This window comes from Bacillus sp. FSL M8-0350, assembly GCF_038593345.1.
Taxonomy (GTDB): Bacteria; Bacillota; Bacilli; order Bacillales; family Bacillaceae; genus Bacillus; species Bacillus safensis.
In genome coordinates, this window is record NZ_CP151985.1 from 739903 (window position 1) to 760299 (window position 20397).

18 protein-coding genes are annotated in these 20397 nt (G+C 44.5%); 14 read left to right on the plus strand and 4 right to left on the minus strand.

Annotated features, from left to right (window positions below; genetic code table 11):
* Nucleotides 1–587 precede the first annotated feature (587 nt).
* The 11 genes from NSS80_RS03720 to NSS80_RS03770 all read left to right on the plus strand — a co-directional run bounded on the left by NSS80_RS03720 (nucleotide 588) and on the right by NSS80_RS03770 (nucleotide 16347).
* On the plus strand, nucleotides 588–1244 hold the full coding sequence (locus tag NSS80_RS03720; RefSeq protein ID WP_317222136.1) for a methyltransferase domain-containing protein: 657 nt from the start codon (nucleotides 588–590) through the stop codon (nucleotides 1242–1244).
* A gap of 281 nt (nucleotides 1245–1525) precedes the next feature.
* On the plus strand, nucleotides 1526–2251 hold the full coding sequence (locus NSS80_RS03725; RefSeq protein ID WP_024424596.1) for a GTP cyclohydrolase II: 726 nt from the start codon (nucleotides 1526–1528) through the stop codon (nucleotides 2249–2251).
* Between the two features lie 32 nt (nucleotides 2252–2283).
* Entirely contained in the window at nucleotides 2284–3087 is an 804-nt protein-coding gene (locus NSS80_RS03730) for an SUMF1/EgtB/PvdO family nonheme iron enzyme (protein WP_024424597.1), read from the plus strand.
* Nucleotides 3088–3091: 4 nt separating this feature from the next.
* Nucleotides 3092–4849, plus strand: a complete 1758-nt coding sequence (locus tag NSS80_RS03735; protein ID WP_317222134.1) for a WD40 repeat domain-containing protein — start codon at nucleotides 3092–3094, stop codon at nucleotides 4847–4849.
* A 283-nt stretch (nucleotides 4850–5132) separates the two neighbouring features.
* Nucleotides 5133–6215 carry a bifunctional diaminohydroxyphosphoribosylaminopyrimidine deaminase/5-amino-6-(5-phosphoribosylamino)uracil reductase RibD gene (ribD, locus tag NSS80_RS03740; protein WP_317222133.1) on the plus strand — a complete coding sequence of 361 codons (1083 nt, stop codon included), beginning with the start codon at nucleotides 5133–5135 and terminating at the stop codon, nucleotides 6213–6215.
* Nucleotides 6216–6327: 112 nt separating this feature from the next.
* The gene (locus NSS80_RS03745; protein ID WP_342498421.1) at nucleotides 6328–9477 is read left to right on the plus strand and encodes an exosporium glycoprotein BclB-related protein; all 3150 of its coding nucleotides are present in this window, start codon (nucleotides 6328–6330) and stop codon (nucleotides 9475–9477) included.
* Nucleotides 9478–9617: 140 nt separating this feature from the next.
* Complete coding sequence (locus tag NSS80_RS03750) at nucleotides 9618–11213, plus strand: sensor histidine kinase (protein ID WP_061110555.1); 1596 nt, start codon at nucleotides 9618–9620, stop codon at nucleotides 11211–11213.
* A gap of 3 nt (nucleotides 11214–11216) precedes the next feature.
* Nucleotides 11217–11912 carry a response regulator gene (locus tag NSS80_RS03755; protein ID WP_342498422.1) on the plus strand — a complete coding sequence of 232 codons (696 nt, stop codon included), beginning with the start codon at nucleotides 11217–11219 and terminating at the stop codon, nucleotides 11910–11912.
* A 3-nt stretch (nucleotides 11913–11915) separates the two neighbouring features.
* Nucleotides 11916–12893 (plus strand): tripartite tricarboxylate transporter substrate-binding protein, encoded by a 978-nt coding sequence (locus NSS80_RS03760; RefSeq protein ID WP_317222732.1) that lies wholly within the window; start codon nucleotides 11916–11918, stop codon nucleotides 12891–12893.
* A gap of 346 nt (nucleotides 12894–13239) precedes the next feature.
* Entirely contained in the window at nucleotides 13240–14538 is a 1299-nt protein-coding gene (locus tag NSS80_RS03765; protein ID WP_024426631.1) for a citrate:proton symporter, read from the plus strand.
* A gap of 177 nt (nucleotides 14539–14715) precedes the next feature.
* A complete protein-coding gene (locus NSS80_RS03770; RefSeq protein ID WP_317222729.1) occupies nucleotides 14716–16347 on the plus strand; it encodes a M14 family metallopeptidase in 1632 nt (543 codons plus the stop codon).
* Between the two features lie 71 nt (nucleotides 16348–16418).
* Here NSS80_RS03770 and NSS80_RS03775 read toward each other — a convergent pair whose 3' ends face one another.
* On the minus strand, nucleotides 16419–16904 hold the full coding sequence (locus NSS80_RS03775) for a phenolic acid decarboxylase (protein ID WP_008341777.1): 486 nt from the start codon (nucleotides 16902–16904) through the stop codon (nucleotides 16419–16421).
* A 112-nt stretch (nucleotides 16905–17016) separates the two neighbouring features.
* Between NSS80_RS03775 and NSS80_RS03780 the strand changes: the two genes are divergently transcribed.
* Entirely contained in the window at nucleotides 17017–17574 is a 558-nt protein-coding gene (locus tag NSS80_RS03780; RefSeq protein WP_024426629.1) for a PadR family transcriptional regulator, read from the plus strand.
* A 104-nt stretch (nucleotides 17575–17678) separates the two neighbouring features.
* Nucleotides 17679–18785, plus strand: coding sequence for a nitric oxide synthase oxygenase (locus tag NSS80_RS03785; protein ID WP_041116165.1), 1107 nt, complete (start codon nucleotides 17679–17681; stop codon nucleotides 18783–18785).
* 19 nt (nucleotides 18786–18804) lie between these two features.
* Here the strand turns inward: NSS80_RS03785 and NSS80_RS03790 are convergent, their stop codons facing one another.
* Nucleotides 18805–19074, minus strand: a complete 270-nt coding sequence (locus tag NSS80_RS03790; RefSeq protein WP_034283670.1) for an acylphosphatase — start codon at nucleotides 19072–19074, stop codon at nucleotides 18805–18807.
* Between the two features lie 122 nt (nucleotides 19075–19196).
* Here NSS80_RS03790 and NSS80_RS03795 point away from each other — a divergent pair, with 122 nt between their 5' ends.
* Nucleotides 19197–19847 (plus strand): MOSC domain-containing protein, encoded by a 651-nt coding sequence (locus NSS80_RS03795; RefSeq protein ID WP_034283671.1) that lies wholly within the window; start codon nucleotides 19197–19199, stop codon nucleotides 19845–19847.
* Between the two features lie 42 nt (nucleotides 19848–19889).
* On the opposite strand, the gene NSS80_RS03800 is transcribed toward NSS80_RS03795, so the two are convergent.
* Both NSS80_RS03800 and NSS80_RS03805 read right to left on the minus strand, forming a co-directional pair.
* Complete coding sequence (locus NSS80_RS03800; protein ID WP_064497716.1) at nucleotides 19890–20027, minus strand: YflJ family protein; 138 nt, start codon at nucleotides 20025–20027, stop codon at nucleotides 19890–19892.
* Between the two features lie 134 nt (nucleotides 20028–20161).
* Nucleotides 20162–20323 (minus strand): hypothetical protein, encoded by a 162-nt coding sequence (locus NSS80_RS03805; RefSeq protein ID WP_087978305.1) that lies wholly within the window; start codon nucleotides 20321–20323, stop codon nucleotides 20162–20164.
* Between the last annotated feature and the right edge of the window lie 74 nt (nucleotides 20324–20397).

Sequence of the window (20397 nt, forward strand, 5' to 3'; positions counted from 1 at the left end):
AAATTCATTTTAATGTTTAGGAAATAATTTGTTGACAAAATAAACTAAAAACAATATATTTGGCTTAATCCAGTCATTATGGAATTAGTTGTTAAATTTCTGGCAGGTTTATTCGAAGCATAATCTAGTGAAAGGGGGTGGCAAGAACCAAAGCGTAAGCGCCTCTTAGATACAAAAATGTCTACTAGAACTGAACAAATCGTCGTTTACTTGAAGAAAAAATGATCGCCATTCTAAACAGTAGATTGATCTTTCTACTAAAAGCACAGTGTAAGAGATTGTCCAAAAGACGTTAAGTCCTTATAAAAAAGAGAAAGCGGTTTCAATAAGAAATGTGAGTTGATCGAACGGTAAAGGAGGTGAACTCATATGAAAAAAAGAGAGAACAAGCTGAGGCGGTGCGGCCTTCGAACGGCTGCATATGAGGATGAATGCTGAAAAAGAAGAGTGAACATGTGGGGTGCTTCTCTCCTTTTTCAGAAAAACAGATTTTCCTAAAAAATCCATCTTTCATTTTATCATAAGGTTTTTGGCTTGAAAACCACCTTTGCCCGAAAAGAAGATTGTGAATTGAAGGAGGTTTCATGATGAAAAAGGCTTTGTACCATGAAGACAGTGGATTGTATTTAGAAAAGATGCGCTTGGCATTCCAAGAGCATTATGAGCAAAGAACAGATATGTGGTCTACTGATCCATCCTTAACAGACGCAGCAGTGATGTCATTAAAGGCATGGCGTTCAAGGGAAAAGAATGCACTTGCTTCTGTGCTGGATATCGGGTGCGGCAACGGCCGTGCACTAGAACATTTAAGCGGGCTTTCCGCATATGTCGGTATCGACCTGTATGAGCATGAGGAGTGGGCAGGGTTACAGAAAAGAGAAACAGTTCCTGTCCATTTTGTTCATCAAGATTTTATGTCATGGTCCATGGATCAGGGACGCGGGATGCAGTTTGATTTAATTTTAGATCATGGCTGCTTTCATCATCAACATCCTGATGATCATGAACGTTATTTAAAACAGGTCTCTTCTTTACTTCATGAAGGCGGTGTCTTTTCACTTGTTGTCTGGGGAGAACAGTGGAAAACAGGATTAATCGGAGAAGATGGCCGTTTCCATTTTTCATTTTCAGATTCTCAGCTTGGCGAAAAAATTTGTACATCAGGTCTTGAGCTTGTATCCATATCACCGTTACAAGCGAAGGCTGGAATAAGCCAGCATCATGTCATTGCCGTCAAAATCTAGTACAAAGGTGAGTGATTCAAAGCTAGCAGAGGAGTTCATGGGAAGAAAGAGCGTCTGCCAATCAAGAGCGTTTGCTGCTCTGACAGAAAATAAAGCATATGAACCAAAATTTCTGCTCCTTTGTACTGGAAAAGGACAAGGTCTAAAGCGATGAGAGACATCGCACACCCATTTTCTTCTGCGGGAGCACACAAGCTGAGGGAGTGCGTACACATATTCATCACTCCATCACTGCGCTATGGGAGTCGATTTGGGTGCAGTGATGAATAGGGGGGAGACTAATGAACAAGTTTGTAGATGAATTACAATCAATGATTCATCATTTTACCTTTCAAGATAAACACTATTTGCTCGTGGGGCCTGTGAATTTGCCAATTTCCATTCAACATGAAGAAGTGCCATTTAAGTGGTATGCCTTCGCGCCTGTTGAACGGGATACAAAACCAACGATCGAATCGATTGTCCAAATGAGTACCGCGCAGCAAACCTTTTCCTCTTGTCTCTTATTTGGCGACTTTGAAAATGAACGGCCGCCGCTTGTGCGAATCCATAGTGTCTGCCAAACAGGAGATGTGTTTGGGTCACTGAAATGTGATTGTGGTCCACAGCTTGCATTATCGCTGAAGAAAATCACCGATTACGGAAAAGGCATGCTTGTGTATATGGCCAATCAAGAAGGTCGGTCTATTGGGCTGATGGCAAAAGCGTTGACGTATAAATTACAGGAGATGCAGCTGGATACTTTTGAAGCCAACCGCCTGATCGGCTGCGGGGATGATGATCGGCATTACGAGGAAGCAGCAGCTGTTTTGCACTATTTAAACAAAGGGAAACCATTGCATTTACTAACGAACAATCCAGATAAAGTCGATTCTATTGCAGCTTATGGTCTTCCTGTTTTGCGGTTTGATCATACGGTCGAAGCCTCTCTCTACAATGAAGCCTATTTAAAGGCAAAAGCAGCCTCAGGGCATATGGTCGATGAGAAGAAATTAATTAATCAATAGACGAGTTTATTGAAAGAAGGCGGGAGAAAAGCGTGAAACCTGATATCAATTGGATTCAAATCCCAAGCGGCTATGCAACGATTGGAAGTAATGAAGAAGATATGAAAAAGGCAGCAGAATTCTGGAAGGACAAGCTGCTCAATCCAACCTACGGCCGTGAGAAAAAATTTCAAAAATGGCTGTACAAAGAATTTCCGTCCTATCAGCCGTATATCAACGAATTTTTTATCTCAGATACGGTCGTCAGCAATGAACTGTATCAAAGCTATTGTGATGAAACAGGCCAGACATACCCGGAGAGTTTAACGAACGAAGAGCTTGGCGGGGGAAAAGATCATCCAGCTTGGGGCATGGACATTGAGGATGCCTTCTCGTTCTGTCAGTGGCTGAGCGGGAAACTTGGGATTGATGTTTCGATTCCTACTGAAGAAGAATGGGAGTATGCTGCCCGGGGAAACACGAGAAATCAATACCCGTGGGGAGATGAGTTTGATCCTTCTTACTGCAATACGCACGAATCAAATATTGAAAAAACGACGCCTGTCCGTCATTACGAAAAGGGCCGATCCTTATTTGGTCTTTATGATATGGGAGGCAACGTCGAGGAATGGGTCAACACCAAATATCACGTATATGAAGGCGGGATCGAGGTCGTCGATGATTTAACGGAAACACTCGGAAGTGATTACTATATTTTAAAAGGCGGCTCTTTCGCAAGAGGCGGAGATTTATGCAGAGTCGCAAGAAGACACGGGAAGCACCCAGATCCCGTTTTTCGATTTACTGGTTTTCGTTTAGTGACTCGTCAAAAACAACATATAAAGGTGGGAGTGTAAAACTATGCATAGAGGACCAATTACATCTGTTTTATCAACTCAGCACGACCAAATTGTTTACACTGGCGGCTATGACCGCTGTATTTATCAGTGGAACCGGGAAACAGGAGAAGGAACGTTTATTGGCAGTCACGAGCATATCATTAACTCTTTATCTCTTTCTGAAAACGGAAAGTATTTAGCAAGTGCATCGTCAGACTATACGATTCAATTGTATGATACAGGCACAAATACTCGAATCCGCACGTTGTTTGGTCATGCAGATGATGTAGAAGCCGTCGCTTTTGCGAAGCAGGATACTTTACTTGTATCCGTGTCCAGAGATAGAAGATGCTTAGTCTGGGATATCGAAACGGGCGCTATTTTAAGAGAATTCCATGGCCATAGCAAAGATGTATTAGCTGTATGGATACATGGTGATAAAGCTTATACAACAGGTGATGATGGATATGTCCTTGTATGGCTGTATGAAACCGGAGAAATTGTAGGGGAAATCGGCCCGTTTGATTATGAGCTCGATACAATCAGCGGCAGCAATCAAAAAGAAGTTTTCGCACTTGGCAGAGATGATGGCACCGTTATTATTTACGATGCAGCTACTTTACAGGAGAAGAAAATCATCAAAGCCCATTTACAGGGCGTCAAGCGCGTGAATTTTTCTCCAAGCGGCAATTACTTGCTGACAGCAGGCTACGACCATTTAATTAAGCTGTGGAATTATGAAACAGGTGATTTAGTCGATACACTGCTGCCTCATAAATATCAGTGGGAGCGCTCGCTTGTCTGGACAGAGGATGAGAAGTCAATACTAGGAGCCAGCTTTGGAAAAACATATTGTGAATGGTCGATCGAAAAGGGCAAAGTCATATCAGATGAGATCGAAATGGCGACACCATCTATCAATGATATTGCGCTGACTGATGCAGGTGATATTATTACCGCATCTGATGATGGAAAATTCAGAAAAAACGGGATTGAAATTGCCAAATCGACGGGCGTTTTAACAAATGGAGTAGCTGTTGCACGGGATGGAAGCTATTATGCGTGGGGAGACCATGCAAGTCAGGTGCATATTGTTCATGAGTCATTAAAGCAAATGGTTTCGTTTGATCTTAACACAGGTCCGGTCAACAGCGTGTATTTCCACGAAGAGGATCGTCAATTTTATATTGGAACTTACGGCGGTTATGTCCATGTCATTTCGACAGAACACTTAAAGGAAATCGGCCGTTCCAAAGCACACGATTGTGCGGTTAAAGCATTAAAGGTAGAAGGAGATCTTATCATCACAGCAGCAGTTGAAGGAACCATCTGTCTTTTAGATAAAAAGAGTTTGTCCTTAAAAGCGGAATACATTGGTGCGACAGAGCTGTTAAATGATGTCTTTATTGATAGTAAACGAGACCGTATCGCCATTGTCAGCCGCGACAAGAATGTGAGATTGTTTGATTTGCATACAGGAAGAATTTTAGACCAGCATAACGAACACCAGTATTCGATTAAATCGGTCACAGTCACAGACTCAGGCTATATTGTAAGCGGTGATTATTGGGGCTATATCGTTGTGTGGAATCCAGAGCTGGATGTCAACACCGGCCCAATTAGAATTGCCCAAAATGGGATTAGTGCCATCAGACAATTAGGCAATGATGTATATGCAAGCTCATATGACGGCGGGATTTATCACGTTCGAGAAGATGGGACGCATACCGAAGTATTACGCTTATTTGAACAATTTCCGAAAGAAGTAATCTCTCATTAAGAAAAAGAATGTAAGCGGGGGATTCTCATGATAAGTGTTTGCAAGGAACATATGAAAAAAGGTCTGTCTGTACTCAATTGTCCGCATGTGCTCCTCATTAATAAATATGAATGTCGCAAATGCTGTTTTTGTAAACAACGAGCATCTTATAAACTTTTTTATTCCTTGCCTTACTATGATCGATCTGAAAAGAAACGGATGGAAAAAATATAGCACATGAGAATAGAACTCCTTCATTCCCTGAAGGAGTTCTTTCCCTTGAAAGAGAGGAAAGGAGACTTACATGAAAGACGATGTTTTTTATATGAAGCTAGCGATTGCCAACGCAAAGGCCATGAAAGGACAAACCTCGCCAAATCCGCTTGTCGGGGCAGTGGTAGTCAAAAAAGGTGAGATCGTTGGAATTGGTGCTCACATGAAGGCGGGCGAGCCGCATGCTGAAATTCATGCGCTGCAAATGGCAGGAGATAAGGCGAAGGGGGCTCATCTATATGTGACGCTCGAACCTTGTTCGCATCATGGAAAAACAGGCCCTTGCTCAGAAGCCATTATAAAGAGCGGGGTGAAACGTGTGGTCATTGCCACTGGGGACCCAAATCCACTTGTAGCAGGTAAAGGGGTCACGATGTTGAAACAGGCAGGGATAGAAGTAGAAGAAGGGGTATGTAAGCGGGAAGCGGACAGCTTAAATCTTCCTTTTTTTCATTCGATACAATCAGACCTTCCTTATGTCATATTAAAAACAGCCATTTCGTTAGATGGGAAAATTGCAACAGCTCATCAAGAAAGCAAATGGATTACAGGGACAGAAGCGAGGAATGAAGTGCAGCAATTACGTCAAGAAGCAGATGCTGTGATAACAGGCGTTGAAACCATTATTCAAGATGATGCAGGTCTTATTGTAAAAGATTCAATCGTGACACAGCCCATTCGTGTCATTTTAGATTCCACCTTAAGGATTCCGCTTCATGCGAAATGTTTAAATGATCATATGGCAGAAACCATCATTTGTACCTCAAACAAGTATGATCAAAAAAAATACCATCAACTGGTGCAAAAAGGACATCAAGTATTTGTCACAAGCGGAGAAAATCGGACAGATCTTCATGCGGTGTTACGTATGCTGAAAAGGCGCTCTGTGATCTCGGTGCTTGTAGAGGCGGGAGGGAGTGTGAGCGCATCCTTTTTAGAAGCATCACTTGTGAACGAAGTCATTATTTATATGGCACCATTATTAATTGGAGGGAAAGATGCACCTACTTTCTTTGAAGGAGAAGGTACGAAATCATTAAAAGAAGCCATCCGGCCGGTAGATATGGATTATAGTATGGTAGGAAAAGATTTAAAAATGACGATGAGACTTTAATGAAAGAAGGACCTTGTGCATAAAGTGCAAGGTCTTTTGATTATTTTAAAAAAATAAAAGTGTACATACACCTTTCCCAGTCATGATGAATACGATGGATGGGGGTGATTCCATGAAAAGATGTAGGCAATGTGGTAAGACATATCCAACTCATTCGACAGACCACTACCAAAAAGGAAGCTGGTATGATGCGTATAAGGATGATGGCTGGGAATGTGATAGTTGTAAAAAAGGGATATCAGAAAAGCCTAGGAAACCAGTAAAAAATCCTTGCTGCGGAAAAGATCCTTGTGTTTGTGTGATTCAAGGTCCGCCAGGCGGGAGAGGAAGAAGAGGCCCAGCAGGTCCAGCGGGTGCAGTGGGTCCAGCGGGTCCGGCAGGCCCAGCAGGTCCAATCGGTCCAACAGGCGTAGGTTTAACAGGCATCTTGGCATTTGATCCAGCAGTAGCACCAACCTACCCAGTAGGGCAAGTGGTGACATACGATGGCAGTACGTACGTCGTCAATTCAGTACCGCCATTAGGTACACCGGATACGTCGGCAGATTATACATTATTAGCTGCAGCGGGGGAAACAGGTACAGGGCCAACAGGTGTCACAGGAGATCCAGGTCCAACTGGAGCCACAGGAGCCACCGGCGTGGGTTTAACTGGGGTTGTACCGTATGATGCTGCAGCAGCACCAGGATATCCATTGGGGCAAGTGGTGACATATGAAGGTGGAACGTATCTTGTGAATACAGCATCACCAACAGGTACACCAGATACATCACCAGATTATACGCTTTTAGCCGCTGTAGGCGCGACTGGCGTTACAGGCGCTACCGGTACGGGTGCAACTGGAGCAACGGGGGAAATTGGTCCAACCGGAGTTACTGGCGTCACGGGAGCAACGGGGGAAATTGGTCCAACCGGAGCCACCGGCGTCACGGGAGCAACAGGAGAAATTGGCCCAACTGGAGCCACCGGTGTCACGGGAGCAACAGGAGAAATTGGTCCAACCGGAGCCACCGGCGTCACGGGAGCGACGGGAGAAATTGGCCCAACCGGAGTCACTGGCGTTACGGGAGCAACTGGGGTAACTGGTGATACGGGCGCAACAGGTGCAACAGGGATCACAGGAGCGACGGGAATCGGCTTAGCCGGCGTCACAGCGTTTGATCCAGCGGCAGCCCCAACGTATCCAGTAGGTCAAGTGGTCACGTATGAAGGTGGAACCTATGTCGTGAACACAGCACCACCAACAGGAACACCAGATACATCACCAGATTATACGTTATTAGCAGCCGCAGGCGCGACTGGCGTTACAGGTGCAACCGGTACAGGAGCGACGGGAGCAACAGGCGTTACAGGAGCAACGGGGGAAATTGGTCCAACCGGAGTTACTGGCGTCACGGGAGCAACGGGGGAAATTGGTCCAACCGGAGCCACCGGCGTCACGGGAGCGACGGGAGAAATTGGCCCAACCGGAGCCACCGGTGTCACAGGTGCAACTGGGGTAACTGGTGATACGGGCGCAACAGGTGCAACCGGGATCACAGGAGCGACGGGAGTAGGCTTAGCCGGCGTCACAGCGTTTGATCCAGCGGCAGCACCGACATATCCAGTAGGTCAAGTGGTCACGTATGAAGGTGGAACCTATATCGTGAATACGGCACCGCCAACAGGCACACCAGATACGTCACCAGATTATACGTTATTAGCAGCCGCAGGCGCGACTGGCGTTACAGGTGCAACCGGTACAGGAGCGACGGGAGCAACAGGAGAAATTGGCCCAACCGGAGTCACTGGCGTCACGGGAGCAACGGGGGAAATTGGTCCAACCGGAGTTACTGGCGTTACAGGAGCAACGGGGGAAATTGGTCCAACCGGAGCCACCGGTGTCACAGGTGCAACTGGGGTAACTGGTGATACGGGCGCAACAGGTGCAACCGGGATCACAGGAGCAACGGGAGTCGGCTTAGCCGGCGTCACGGCGTTTGATCCAGCGGCAGCCCCAACGTATCCAGTAGGTCAAGTGGTCACGTATGAAGGTGGAACCTATATCGTGAACACAGCACCGCCAACAGGCACACCAGATACGTCACCAGATTATACGTTATTAGCAGCCGCAGGCGCGACTGGCGTTACAGGAGCAACGGGGGAAATTGGTCCAACCGGAGCCACCGGTGTCACAGGTGCAACTGGGGTAACTGGTGATACGGGCGCAACAGGTGCAACCGGGATCACAGGCGCGACTGGCGTTACAGGTGCAACCGGTACAGGAGCGACGGGAGTTACAGGAGTGACTGGAGCGACCGGTGCAACTGGATTAACCGGAGCTACGGGAGAAACAGGGGTTACCGGAGCAACCGGTGCAACTGGAATAACCGGAGCGACGGGAGAAACAGGGGTTACCGGAGCAACCGGTGCAACTGGAATAACCGGAGCGACGGGAGAAACAGGGGTTACCGGAGCAACCGGTGCAACTGGATTAACCGGAGCTACGGGAGAAACAGGGGTTACCGGAGCAACCGGTGCAACTGGATTAACCGGAGCGACGGGAGAAACAGGAGTTACCGGAGCCACCGGAGTCACAGGAGCCACAGGTCTAACCGGCGCAACCGGAGCAACCGGAGCAACAGGAGTGACCGGTGTAACGGGTATTACAGGTTTAACTGGAGCAACGGGTGTAACCGGTGCAACCGGAGCCACCGGAGTCACAGGTACAGGAGCCACAGGAGCCACCGGTCCAACAGGAGTGACAGGATCGAGTGCGATCATTCCGTTTGCATCAGGTACACCTGCTGTCCTGACAACAATTGCAGGCGGTCTTGTTGGAACATCCAGCTTGATCGGATTTGGTAACTCAGCGACAGGTGTCAGTATTTTAGGCGGAGTAATTGATTTAACAGGCGCTGCAGGCACTTTACTCAACATGGCGTTCTCAGTTCCGAGAGCTGGGACGATCACGTCATTTGCAGGCTATTTCAGCACAACAGCAGCTCTTTCTTTAGTCGGCACGAGTATTACCGTAACGGCTAGTCTATTCGCTTCACCGACACCAAATAACAGTTTCACTCAAGTAGCGAGTGTCACATTAGCACCAGCTTTAACCGGTGTTTTAACGCTGGGTGCGATTGCAAACGGTATTGCGACTGGTCTAAATGTACCAGTCACACCGGAAACACGATTGCTTGTTGTATTCTCCGCATCAGCTACAGGTCTATCCTTAGTGAATACTGTAGCAGGCTATGCGAGTGCTGGTTTATCGATCACGTAATAGGCATACAGGGACGACTCGATTTTGAGTCGTCTTTTTTGTTTGAAAGAATTTTCTCTTAACTTAGTCAGAAAAAATGATATCATTTTCATAGAGTCTATTCGGGTGAATCTACTGAATTAGGGGTTGTAGCGGTGAGGATGGGCAAAAGGAAAGTCACTTTACAAACGAAAATTTTGGGGTTAATTATCGGGCTTTTGCTTGTTGTCATTGCGTTATTAACCATTTGTTTTGGTTTTCTGCAGACATCAGAAAGGCAGGGACAAGCTGAACAGCTGGCGGTGCAGACCGCTAGAACAATATCATATATGCCGCCCATTAAAGCATCGGTGGCTCTATCAGCGTCCCAAAATGAAGAACAGGCAGTGCTTGAGCAAATGAAGGAGCAAGTAAGAGCACATGCCATCTTCATTACCAATCGAAAAGGAAAGGTCCTTGTTCATACGAATCATGAGGACGTAGGAAAGACCATCAGTGTATCGGAAGGAAGAAGTACTCTCTTATTTGGAGGGACCTCCATATCAACTGATGATTCTAATGGTGAAACCGTTGTCAGAGGCAGTGCACCCATTATGAAAGAAACAGAAGGGCATGAAGAAATTATCGGCACAGTCACCGTCGAATTTTTAAAAAAAGAAATCGATCAAGCGACAGCTCATCAGCTATTGAAGCTTAGCTATATTGCCCTTCTTGTGCTCTTGCCGGGCATATTCGGTGCGATTTTTTTAACGAAGAGTATTCGCAAAGATACATTAGGGCTTGAGCCGCATGAAATAGCTTCGTTGTATCGAGAAAGAGAAGCGATGCTGCTCGCTATAAAAGAAGGGATCATTGCGTTTGACCAGAAAGGCGCGATTACGATGATGAATACATCAGCTGAGCACATGCTGCGCGTCTCATCAGAGCTGCCCCTTCATATTGATCAAGTCTTGCCAAATGCCAAACTTCTTCTCTATTTAAAGTCAGAGACGATTGAACCTAACATCGAAACCGTCGTCAATGATAAAACCTATGTCTTAAATGTGAAAAAAGTAATGCAGGAGAATCGAGTATTCGGAGGGATTGTGAGCTTCAGGGAGAAAACAGAGCTGACGAAGCTGCTGGATACATTAACAGAGGTCAGTCAATATTCAGAAGACCTGAGGGCACAAACGCACGAATTCTCAAATAAGCTGTACGCCATCTTAGGCCTGCTTGAGCTGAAGCAAGTCGATGAAGCCATCGACTTAATTAAAGAAGAATATCATCTGCAAAACCGTCAGCACGATTTACTCATGAAGCAGATTCGTTCTCCTAAAATACAAGCCATCTTACTTGGCAAGTTAGGGAAAGCATCTGAGAAAAAAGTCCATTTCCACATTGATGAAAATAGCTCACTAGAGCCGCTCCCAGCTCATTTAAGCCTATCTCACTTTATCACCATCATTGGCAATCTCGTAGATAATGCTTTTGAAGCTGTATTAAATAAGGAGAAGCGCGAGGTAGACCTGTTCATCACAGATATTGGGTTTGATATTATCATAGAAGTGTCAGATTCAGGTGATGGAGTGAATGAAGAGGAGCTCTCACAGATTTTCACAAGAGGCCATTCGTCAAAGGGAGAAGGACGAGGCTATGGGCTTGCAAATGTGAAAGAAGTGTTGGACGAGCTTGGGGGCTGGATTGAAGTTGCGAACCAAAAAGAAGGCGGTGCCATCTTCACTGTATACATACCGAAAGGCACAAAGGGGGAATAGATGGTGATTAAGGTACTCATTGCGGAGGATGATTTTCGAATCGCTGCCATTCATGAATCTTATATACAAAAGATAGAAGGATTTAAGGTCGCTGGAAAGGCAAAGAGTGCAAAGGATATGTGGGAGGCGCTCCAGAGGGAACAAGTGGATCTCATCTTGCTTGATGTCTATATGCCTGATGAGCTCGGTACAAACCTGCTCCCGCTTTTAAGAGAACGCTATCCTGAAGTAGATGTGATCATTATCACGGCTGCAACGGAAACGACGCTTTTAAGAGATGCGCTTCATTACGGAGTGGTTCATTATTTAATCAAACCGGTGACCGCACAAAAGTTTGCACAAGTTTTAACCGAATATAAAGAGAAGAAAGACATCATCAATTCAAAAGATGAAGTCAATCAAACGATGATCGATCTGTTTTTTGGGCAGATGCAGGAAGAGCCAAAACAAAGGGATGACAGAGATCTTCCTACAGGCATCAATTCACTGACCTTGGACAAAGTGAAAACATTGATGGCATCCGAGATTAGCGGAATTACAGCAGAAGAACTCGGGGAAAAGATGGGCGCATCACGTACAACGGCGAGACGGTACGTAGAGTATCTCGTGACAACAGGGAAATGCCGGGCAGAGCTTGCATACGGAATCATTGGCAGACCTGAACGTAAATATTACCCTGCCAAACAAGCGGAGTCATAAAAGATGAAAAAAGGAATACTTTTTGTGATCGTGCTCTGCCTTTGTATGACGCTTACCTTTAATGAAAAAAAGGCCGGTGATTCTTTCCTGCAGCAAAGCTCCTTATATATTGTGGTGTCGGGTGTACCAGAGGGGGGATTTGACCAAACGGCTCAGGTGATGAAATCAGTGCTTGAACAAGAGAAGCTGGTGAACCGGCCTGTGAACATTCTTTATCAAAGAGGCGGAACGGTGGATAAAGGATGGACATACATGATGGAGCGAGAAGCCAACTATATCAGTTTAAATTCAAGCTTATTGTTAAGCCGTAATTTGCTTGGCAGCAGTAACGTGACGATGAATGATGTGACACCGCTGGCAATCCTTGCAGAAGAGTGGCAGGTCGTCGCAGTCCCAGTGGATTCTCCTTTTTCAGATGGGAAGGAGCTGTTACACGCACTTAAGAAAAAACCAGATTCCTTAAAAATTGGATTTGCCCCTGATTTTGGAAATGATGATCAAATCTCATTCGCCCGGGCAGCAGAAATGGCAGGAATTGATCCATATCGCATTCAATTTTTGAAATTTGACAGTGCAGATGATTTATTTCAGGCGCTCATCGACCATGAGGTGGATGCAGCAACGACTACCATTACAGAGGTTCGTCATGATTATGAAAAAAAGAGGCTGAAGCTCGTAGCGACGACAACCAGCCAGCGCTTAGATGGATTTGAAGATGTGCCGACATGGAAAGAGCAGGGCATTCCGCTCATCTTTTCCCATTGGCGCGGTGTGATGGGCCCAAAACAAATGAGTCAGCATGAGGTTCGTGAATGGGATCAGCTTCTTCAAAAAATGACGAAAACGAAGTCCTGGAAAAAGCGATTAAAGCAAAAGGGCTGGACAAGTCGTTATATGAACAGCAAAGAGGCAAAGGTCTTTATGGAAGATCAATTAAGGCAATATGAGCAATTGATACAAGGAGAACAAGCGGTCGAGTGAGAATGCTTCCAGATGTAGACAAACCCTTGCATTCGGTGTCAGTTCTGTGTGCTGGTGCTCACGAATCTCATATTCGCTCCGCTCCAGTACTCATCCTTCCTAGACTGCAAAGGTTTTCTATCACACTGAAAAGAAGACAAAGGGCTTAAATAAACCCTTTGTTTTTTTCATGGAATTAAAAAGCCCAATGTTTGAACAAAATGAACAAAAAGCATTTATCGACCGAAAAAGAATTAAAATTCATAATATTTACTTCAATTCTCACCTCAGATATGATGACAAAAAGGGTTGGAAATGGGATACCAACACATTAATGAAAGCGTATACAACATAAGGGGTGAACAATATGTTAGCAATCTTAGGATTTCTTATGATGATTGTATTTATGGTTTTGATTATGACGAAACGTATGTCTGTTTTAACGGCATTGGTGTTAACACCAATTGCATTTGCTCTTATTGCAGGTTTTCATTTTACAGAAATTTCAGACATGATTGTCAAAGGTGTGCAGCAAGTCGCACCAACAGCAGTCATGATCATGTTTGCGATTTTGTACTTTGGCATTATGATTGATGCGGGTTTATTTGACCCAATGGTGGCGAAAATTTTAAAAATCGTTAAAGGCGATCCATTAAAAATCGTTGTCGGAACAGCTGTCTTGACGATGCTTGTTGCACTTGATGGTGATGGAACGACAACGTATATGATTACAACAACAGCGATGCTTCCACTATTTACGCTGCTTGGCATCCGTCCAATTATTTTAGCGGGTATTGCCGGGGTCGGCATGGGAATTATGAATACAATTCCATGGGGAGGAGCTACACCTAGAGCGGCGAGTGCACTTGGCGTTGATCCTTCACTTTTATTTGGACCAATGATTCCAGTCATTGGTGCAGGGGTTCTCAGTATGATTATTGTTGCTTATTTTCTTGGAAAAGCCGAGAGAAAACGCCTTGGTGTGATTGAACTTGACCAGCCGATTCATGCAAATGAAATGGCAGCGGCACTGCAAGATGACATCAAACGGCCGAAGCTTTGGTGGTTTAACCTGGCGCTGACTTTGTTATTGGTGCTGCTGCTTGTATCAGGTAAAGTCAGCTTAACTGTTCTATTTGTTCTTGCTTTCTGTGTGGCGATTATCGTGAACTATCCGAACTTGGACCAGCAGCGTGAGCGAATTGCCGCTCACTCAACAAACGTTTTAGCCATTGCTTCGATGATTTTTGCGGCAGGTGTTTTTACAGGTATTCTAACTGGAACGAAAATGGTCGATGAAATGGCGATTTCGATTGTATCTGCAATTCCAGAGCAGCTGGGCGGCTTTATTCCAGTCATTGTCGCATTAACAAGCGGGATCTTTACTTTCTTTATGCCGAATGATGCATACTTTTATGGCGTACTGCCGATCCTATCAGAAACAGCGGCAGCATACGGTGTCGATAAAATTGAGATTGCCAGAGCCTCTATTATTGGTCAGCCGATTCATATGTTAAGTCCACTTGTTCCATCGACTCATTTACTTGTTGGACTTGTTGGCGTATCACTGGATCAGCATCAGAAATTTGGGATGAAATGGGCGGTGCTGGCAGTCGTCGCTATGACTGTCGTGGCGGTTCTCATTGGGGCCATTTCCATCTGGTAAATAAAAAAGTGTCTGCTGCGGGCAGGCACTTTTTTTAGGTCATATTGCCGGGCAGGCTCCATTCATTTGCCCTAGACAAAGATATGCCTGTTCCTCCAAAAGATTTATTTTTGAAAAATACTGACACTTTTTCTGTTTTTTTCTTTATAATGCAAATCAACGAAGGGAGAGGATAGCATGTCCAAACGAAAAGGCACGATTCTTTTTGCTGCTGCATGCCTCTTGGCAGGCAGTTTGTCGATGGTGAGCCCAGCTTCAGCTCATGCAGAAACCCCTTATTATGGAAAGAGTTATGAACAGCCGGCTTCAGTGAAAAAGCTATACCCTAAGCCTGGCGAGACGTTTGAAACCCCTGCCTTTCAGAAAAAAGGAGAAGCATTTACGACACAAGAAGAGCTTCAAGCTTTCTTAAAAGACATTGTCCGCAAAAGCCCATATGCCACTCAGAAACAGATTGGAACATCCATTGAAGGCAGGTCCATTCCGGCCCTGTACTTTACAAAGGATCGCTCCATTACTCCACTTTCAAAAAAGCCAACCATCTGGCTCCAAGCACAAATACACGGAAATGAACCAGCCTCCGGTGAATCTGCTCTCGTCATTGCAAAACGATTAGCAGGTGAAGAAGGAGAGCGTATACTCAATCATGTCAATCTCATCATTGTTCCAAGAATCAATCCTGATGGTTCTTATGCGTTTGACCGCAGACTGGCAAACGGATTAGACGGAAACCGTGATCATATGACATTAGAATCTCCAGAACTGGCAGCCCTGCATCAAGAATTTAATCGGTATGCGCCAGAGGTAGTTATTGATGCCCATGAATACGATGTGGGTCAAAAGCAGTTTGAAAATATCGGTTCATCAGGCGCTCTCAAATATCATGATTTGCTTATTCTTTCAGGGAAGAATTTAAACATTCCTGAAAGCATCCGGCTGACATCAAATGAGTTATACGTTAACGGAGTTCGTGAAACGCTGACGAATAAAGGATTTTCTAACGATTTGTATTATACAAACACAAGAGGAAAGGATGGAAAGATCGACATCTATGAAGGTGGTACGGATGCGCGAATTGGCCGTAATGCCCTTGCACTTTCGCCAGCCCTGTCATTTCTTGTAGAAAGCAGAGGGATTGGGATTGGAAGAGAGGATTTTGCCCGCCGCGTCGCTGCGCAAGTAGCCACCCATGAAAAAATCATTGAGACCACGGTGAAACATGCGAAACAGGTGAAGCAGCAAATGGTGACGGAGCGGCTGAAGCTGGTCAAAAAAGGACTGCAGCCAAATGATGATGATCAAGTGGTCATTCAAGATGATTTCCAAGCACCTGTCAATGACTCGCTGGAAATGGTTGATATTGAGAAGGGACAAACGACTCAAGTTCCTGTGCGCTTTCACAGTGCGAGTGATGCTGTTCCTGTCTTAACAAGAGAACGGCCGACAGCTTATCTCATTCTTCCGGGGCATGAAGGAGTAGAAAAGAAACTCAGAACATTAGGATTAAAAAGTGTCACATTGCCGGCTGGCATGAAAGTGCCGGTACAAGCCTATCAGGTGACAAAGCGAGAGGAAAAGAGCAAAACAGATATTCAGCTTGAAACAAAACTCGTTGACAAGAAACGTCAGCTGCCAAAAGGAACAAAGGTATATGTCACGGCACAGCCGCAAACCAATTTGCTCTCACTTGCCCTTGAACCAGAATCAAAGGACAGCTATATGTCATCAGGGTTTATTGCTTCAAAAACAGGTGATGAACTGCCAGTCTATCGTTTCGTGCTTCCTCAAAAGACGTTAGGTATTCAATAAAAAAGGGCTAAAATAAAGATCATTTTAGCCCTTTTTCACCAATCTAAAGCGGCACTTGGCGTGCCGCTTTTTTATTTTCGTCCAGCTCTTATTTCATCTGTCATGCCTTCATATGGTGCTTCTGCGATAATGGTTTCGTCATTCACACCTGCATGATGGATATACGTAATGTCCGCAAATTCTGGGACAACATATTTCGGATAGGTTTCGTATTTTTCACGAGATTCTTTCATGAGATCGATGTAGTCATTTTGATAGCAGACGGTGATGTCTGGACGTTCATGCACCCATTTAGGGAAGAAGATGACGCCATGCATGCGTTTTTCTTCAGGCATAAAGTTCAGAGAGACGTCTGTCCCAGTTGGTTCTGTCCAAGAGACTTTGTATACGCCTTTTGTCAGCTTCACAATATTTACTTCTTGATCACGGACCCAGCGTCCTCCAACCATTCCGCTATGAATGCGGTAATCAATGGTGTGATCGTTTTTAATGTAAATCTCATATTCCCAGCCATTTTCATACGTATAAATCATATGAAGTCCAACGAATTGATCCATGTTTATTCCTTCTTTCATTAGAATGATGTTTTTTCAAACATGTTGTGATTTACATGTTTATTTTAAAGTCTATGATATACTATTGTCAAAGAATAAGCGTTGGAGGCCCATCATGAGAGTACTAAAATATGCCATTCTTGGCTTGCTGGATCAGCATGAGCTGACGGGATATGATATCACGAAACATTTTAAGGATTCCCTTGGACAGTTTTGGAGTGCGAAGCACAGTCAGATTTACCCTGAGCTGAAGCGTCTCACAGAGGAAGGGTTTATTGAATTTGATATTCACATACAAGGAAAAAAGCTGGAGAAGAAGGTCTATCAAATCACAGCGGCAGGAAAAGAAGAATTGCGTCAGTGGTTAAGAACAAAAGATCCGATTCCGGAAACAACAAAGGATGAATTCATGCTCAAAACATTTTTCATCTCCTCCATGGACAAAAAAGAAGCGGCTGACCTGTTTGCCTATCAACTTTTAGAGCGTACCAAGAAAGTAGATGTGCTGGAACAAAAGCTGCACGCTTTGACAGAGGAAGACCCTTCTGCTGAATCACTGCATTCAGCGCAATTTGGGCATTACTTAGTGCTGACAAGGGCAATCGAAAGGGAAAAAGGCTATGTACGCTGGCTCCAAAAGACCCTTAAACGAATTGATTCATCTATGATCTAAGGACAATGGTCGGATGATTTGATAAAAAATGGTTTGAAACGAGTGAATTTATCAATAGAAACCGCTACAATGGATATATTCGTATTAAAGTGAGGCGAGTATGTTTGAGTAATCAAGAAGCGTTGTGGAATGAAGCAGAAGCTTTTATTTCTGTATGCTATGAAGAATTAAACAAGTCAAATGAAGAGAAAGCAGCACGTCTGCATGAAATAAAAAAAGAAATTGAGTCTGAAGGAATTTATACGCATACACTAGAGGAATTAGCTCACGGGGCGAAAATGGCATGGCGCAACAGTAACCGCTGCATTGGCCGTTTGTTTTGGTCGACCCTGCAAGTGCATGACTGCCGGCATGTAAAGACAGAGGATGAGGTGAAGGAGGCGCTCTTTCATCATATTGAGTATGCGACAAATGGCGGGAAAATCAAACCGTCCATTACGATCTTTCCCCCAGAGAAGAACAGGCAGAAGGAAGTCGTCATTTATAATCATCAGCTCGTTCGTTATGCAGGCTATAAAACTGAATATGGCATCATCGGCGACGAGGCATCTCTTGAATTAACAAAATTATGTGAAGAACATGGCTGGAAAGGGGAGGGCACACATTTTGATATTCTGCCTCTCATGTTTCAGCTAAAAGATCAGCCGCCTGTTCTGTATGAGCTTCCGAAAGAAATCGTCCAAGAGGTAGAGATCACCCATCCTGAATACGATGAATTCCGTGATTTAGGACTGAAATGGTATGCGGTTCCGATTATTGCTGATATGAAATTAGAGATTGGCGGTATTCATTACAATGCTGCACCGTTTAATGGCTGGTATATGGGCACAGAAATTGGCGCACGCAACCTAGCGGATGAAAACCGCTACAATATGCTGAAAAAAATCGCTTCTCTTTTAGGACTGGACACAACCAAGAATTCGTCCCTTTGGAAGGATAAAGCCATTGTCGAATTGAACGAGGCGGTTCTCCATTCTTATCGCGAAGCAGGGGTGACCATTGTTGATCATCACACAGCAGCACATCAATTCAAGCAGTTTGAAAAGCAGGAAGAAAAGGCTGACCGCAAGCTGACTGGGGACTGGACATGGCTGATTCCCCCAGTATCACCAGCTGCTACCCACATATTCCACAAGAATTACGACAATACCATTGTGAAACCAAACTATTTTTATCAGGACAAGCCCTATCACGGGACAGAAAAAGCCTAGCGAAAGCTAGGTTTTTTTATTATCTTATTCGAAAATCCTGATAATGAGCAAGCTCGGTGAGCGGCTCCATTTGCATGTCGGTGACTTTTGAAAAAGGACTTCCTTTCCGGACAGTCTCTAAGAAATCAATCACTTTCTGCTGCTCACCCTCTACCTTTAACTCGACATGACCTTCATCTGTGTTGCGTACCCAGCCTTTCATTCCACGATTGACGGCTTCTCCCTGAACAAAATAACGAAAGCCGACTCCTTGCACACGTCCTTTTACAATGGCGTGATAATGAATCATGGTCATCTCTCCTTTTTTCACATCGTACCATAGCCTGCATCTGATCTTCACGCCTCGACTATGATTTGATTGTCAAACGATGTAAAATAAAGGCCAGTAGACAACCAAAGGAGATGGCCATCGTGGGACAAAAGAGATACGACATAGAAGGAATCCAAGTGGGACAACCTATCATTACATATGCGAATGGAAAAGAAATCAAAACAGCCATCAACAAAAGGCGCATTCATGAGCCTGTGTATTTAAGTCAGGTCAATTTTGAAGGAGATGGTCAGGGGGATTTGGTTCATCATGGGGGTTATGATAAAGCCGTCTGCGTCTTTCCGTATGATCATTATGCTCACTTTGAACAATTTTTAGGGGTACCATTACAGGAAGCTGCCTTTGGCGAGAATGTAACAGTACGCCAGCTAGTCGAAACGAATGTGCATATTGGCGATGTGTTTCAGCTTGGAGATGCATTTGTTGAGGTGAGCCAGCCAAGACAGCCTTGTGTGAAATTGTCTCTTAAGCATGGCAACATGAAGCTTGTAAAGGAAGTGCAAAAAACAGGGTATACAGGCTTTTATTTACGTGTATTGAAAGAAGGCATGGTGCCGCCTGATGCATCGCTAGTACTAGTAGAAAAAGCGTCCCATCACATTACGGTCCATGAGGTCAATGAAGTCAAATATCGTCAAACAAGTCCAGAGAGACTGAAAGCCGTTCTTGAAGTAGATGCTTTAGCAGATGTGGTGAGGAAGTCTTTAGAAAAACGAATTCAGCACATTTAAAAAAAGCCGTACATTATCTTAAGATGTACGGCTTTTCAGCGTTTATGAGCTGCGTTTCTTTTGCTCAAGAAGATTTGCAAGGAAATATGTTTTTAAGCTTTGAAGCTTTCTTCCTTCATGCTTAGTCACACCAAGCTTCTTTAATTCTTCGACATACCAGCCTTTGCTACCATAATGCATGATAGAAAACTCCTTTCAATTGAAACTGCCTGCATTGTAACATCTCAAAAAAGGACGTGAAAAGCGTGCAGGTGCCAAGAAATGAAAACTGATTCTATCTGCCTATGATCCATGTATATGCTGGAAATATTGATTTATGAATTTGGCGGGTTGAGGGTAACGAGGATCATGCCGACCGTCATAATCATGATGACAACACCAAGATAGGTCATCATGGATTGTTTTTTCTTAATCCCTACAACCGTTAAGATAATACTTTCGATGAAAAAGATAACACCTATGATGATGAACCACATATCAAATAAGACCCCTTTCGCATATCTTTGCCTATTTTACCACAGGCTTTTTTGTTTAGTCGTGACAGATTCGT

Excerpts from the sequence above, each read along its gene's own strand:
- NSS80_RS03775 (WP_008341777.1), bottom strand. The coding sequence starts at position 16,904 with ATGGATCAATTCGTTGGACTTCATATGATTTATACGTATGAAAATGGC.
- NSS80_RS03760 (WP_317222732.1), top strand. The coding sequence starts at position 11,916 with ATGAAAAAAGGAATACTTTTTGTGATCGTGCTCTGCCTTTGTATGACG.
- ribD (WP_317222133.1), top strand. The coding sequence starts at position 5,133 with ATGAAAGACGATGTTTTTTATATGAAGCTAGCGATTGCCAACGCAAAG.
- NSS80_RS03720 (WP_317222136.1), top strand. The coding sequence starts at position 588 with ATGAAAAAGGCTTTGTACCATGAAGACAGTGGATTGTATTTAGAAAAG.
- NSS80_RS03725 (WP_024424596.1), top strand. The coding sequence starts at position 1,526 with ATGAACAAGTTTGTAGATGAATTACAATCAATGATTCATCATTTTACC.
- NSS80_RS03735 (WP_317222134.1), top strand. The coding sequence starts at position 3,092 with ATGCATAGAGGACCAATTACATCTGTTTTATCAACTCAGCACGACCAA.
- NSS80_RS03770 (WP_317222729.1), top strand. The coding sequence starts at position 14,716 with ATGTCCAAACGAAAAGGCACGATTCTTTTTGCTGCTGCATGCCTCTTG.
- NSS80_RS03800 (WP_064497716.1), bottom strand. The coding sequence starts at position 20,027 with ATGCATTATGGTAGCAAAGGCTGGTATGTCGAAGAATTAAAGAAGCTT.
- NSS80_RS03765 (WP_024426631.1), top strand. The coding sequence starts at position 13,240 with ATGTTAGCAATCTTAGGATTTCTTATGATGATTGTATTTATGGTTTTG.
- NSS80_RS03780 (WP_024426629.1), top strand. The coding sequence starts at position 17,017 with ATGAGAGTACTAAAATATGCCATTCTTGGCTTGCTGGATCAGCATGAG.
- NSS80_RS03805 (WP_087978305.1), bottom strand. The coding sequence starts at position 20,323 with ATGTGGTTCATCATCATAGGTGTTATCTTTTTCATCGAAAGTATTATC.
- NSS80_RS03750 (WP_061110555.1), top strand. The coding sequence starts at position 9,618 with ATGGGCAAAAGGAAAGTCACTTTACAAACGAAAATTTTGGGGTTAATT.
- NSS80_RS03790 (WP_034283670.1), bottom strand. The coding sequence starts at position 19,074 with ATGATTCATTATCACGCCATTGTAAAAGGACGTGTGCAAGGAGTCGGC.
- NSS80_RS03745 (WP_342498421.1), top strand. The coding sequence starts at position 6,328 with ATGAAAAGATGTAGGCAATGTGGTAAGACATATCCAACTCATTCGACA.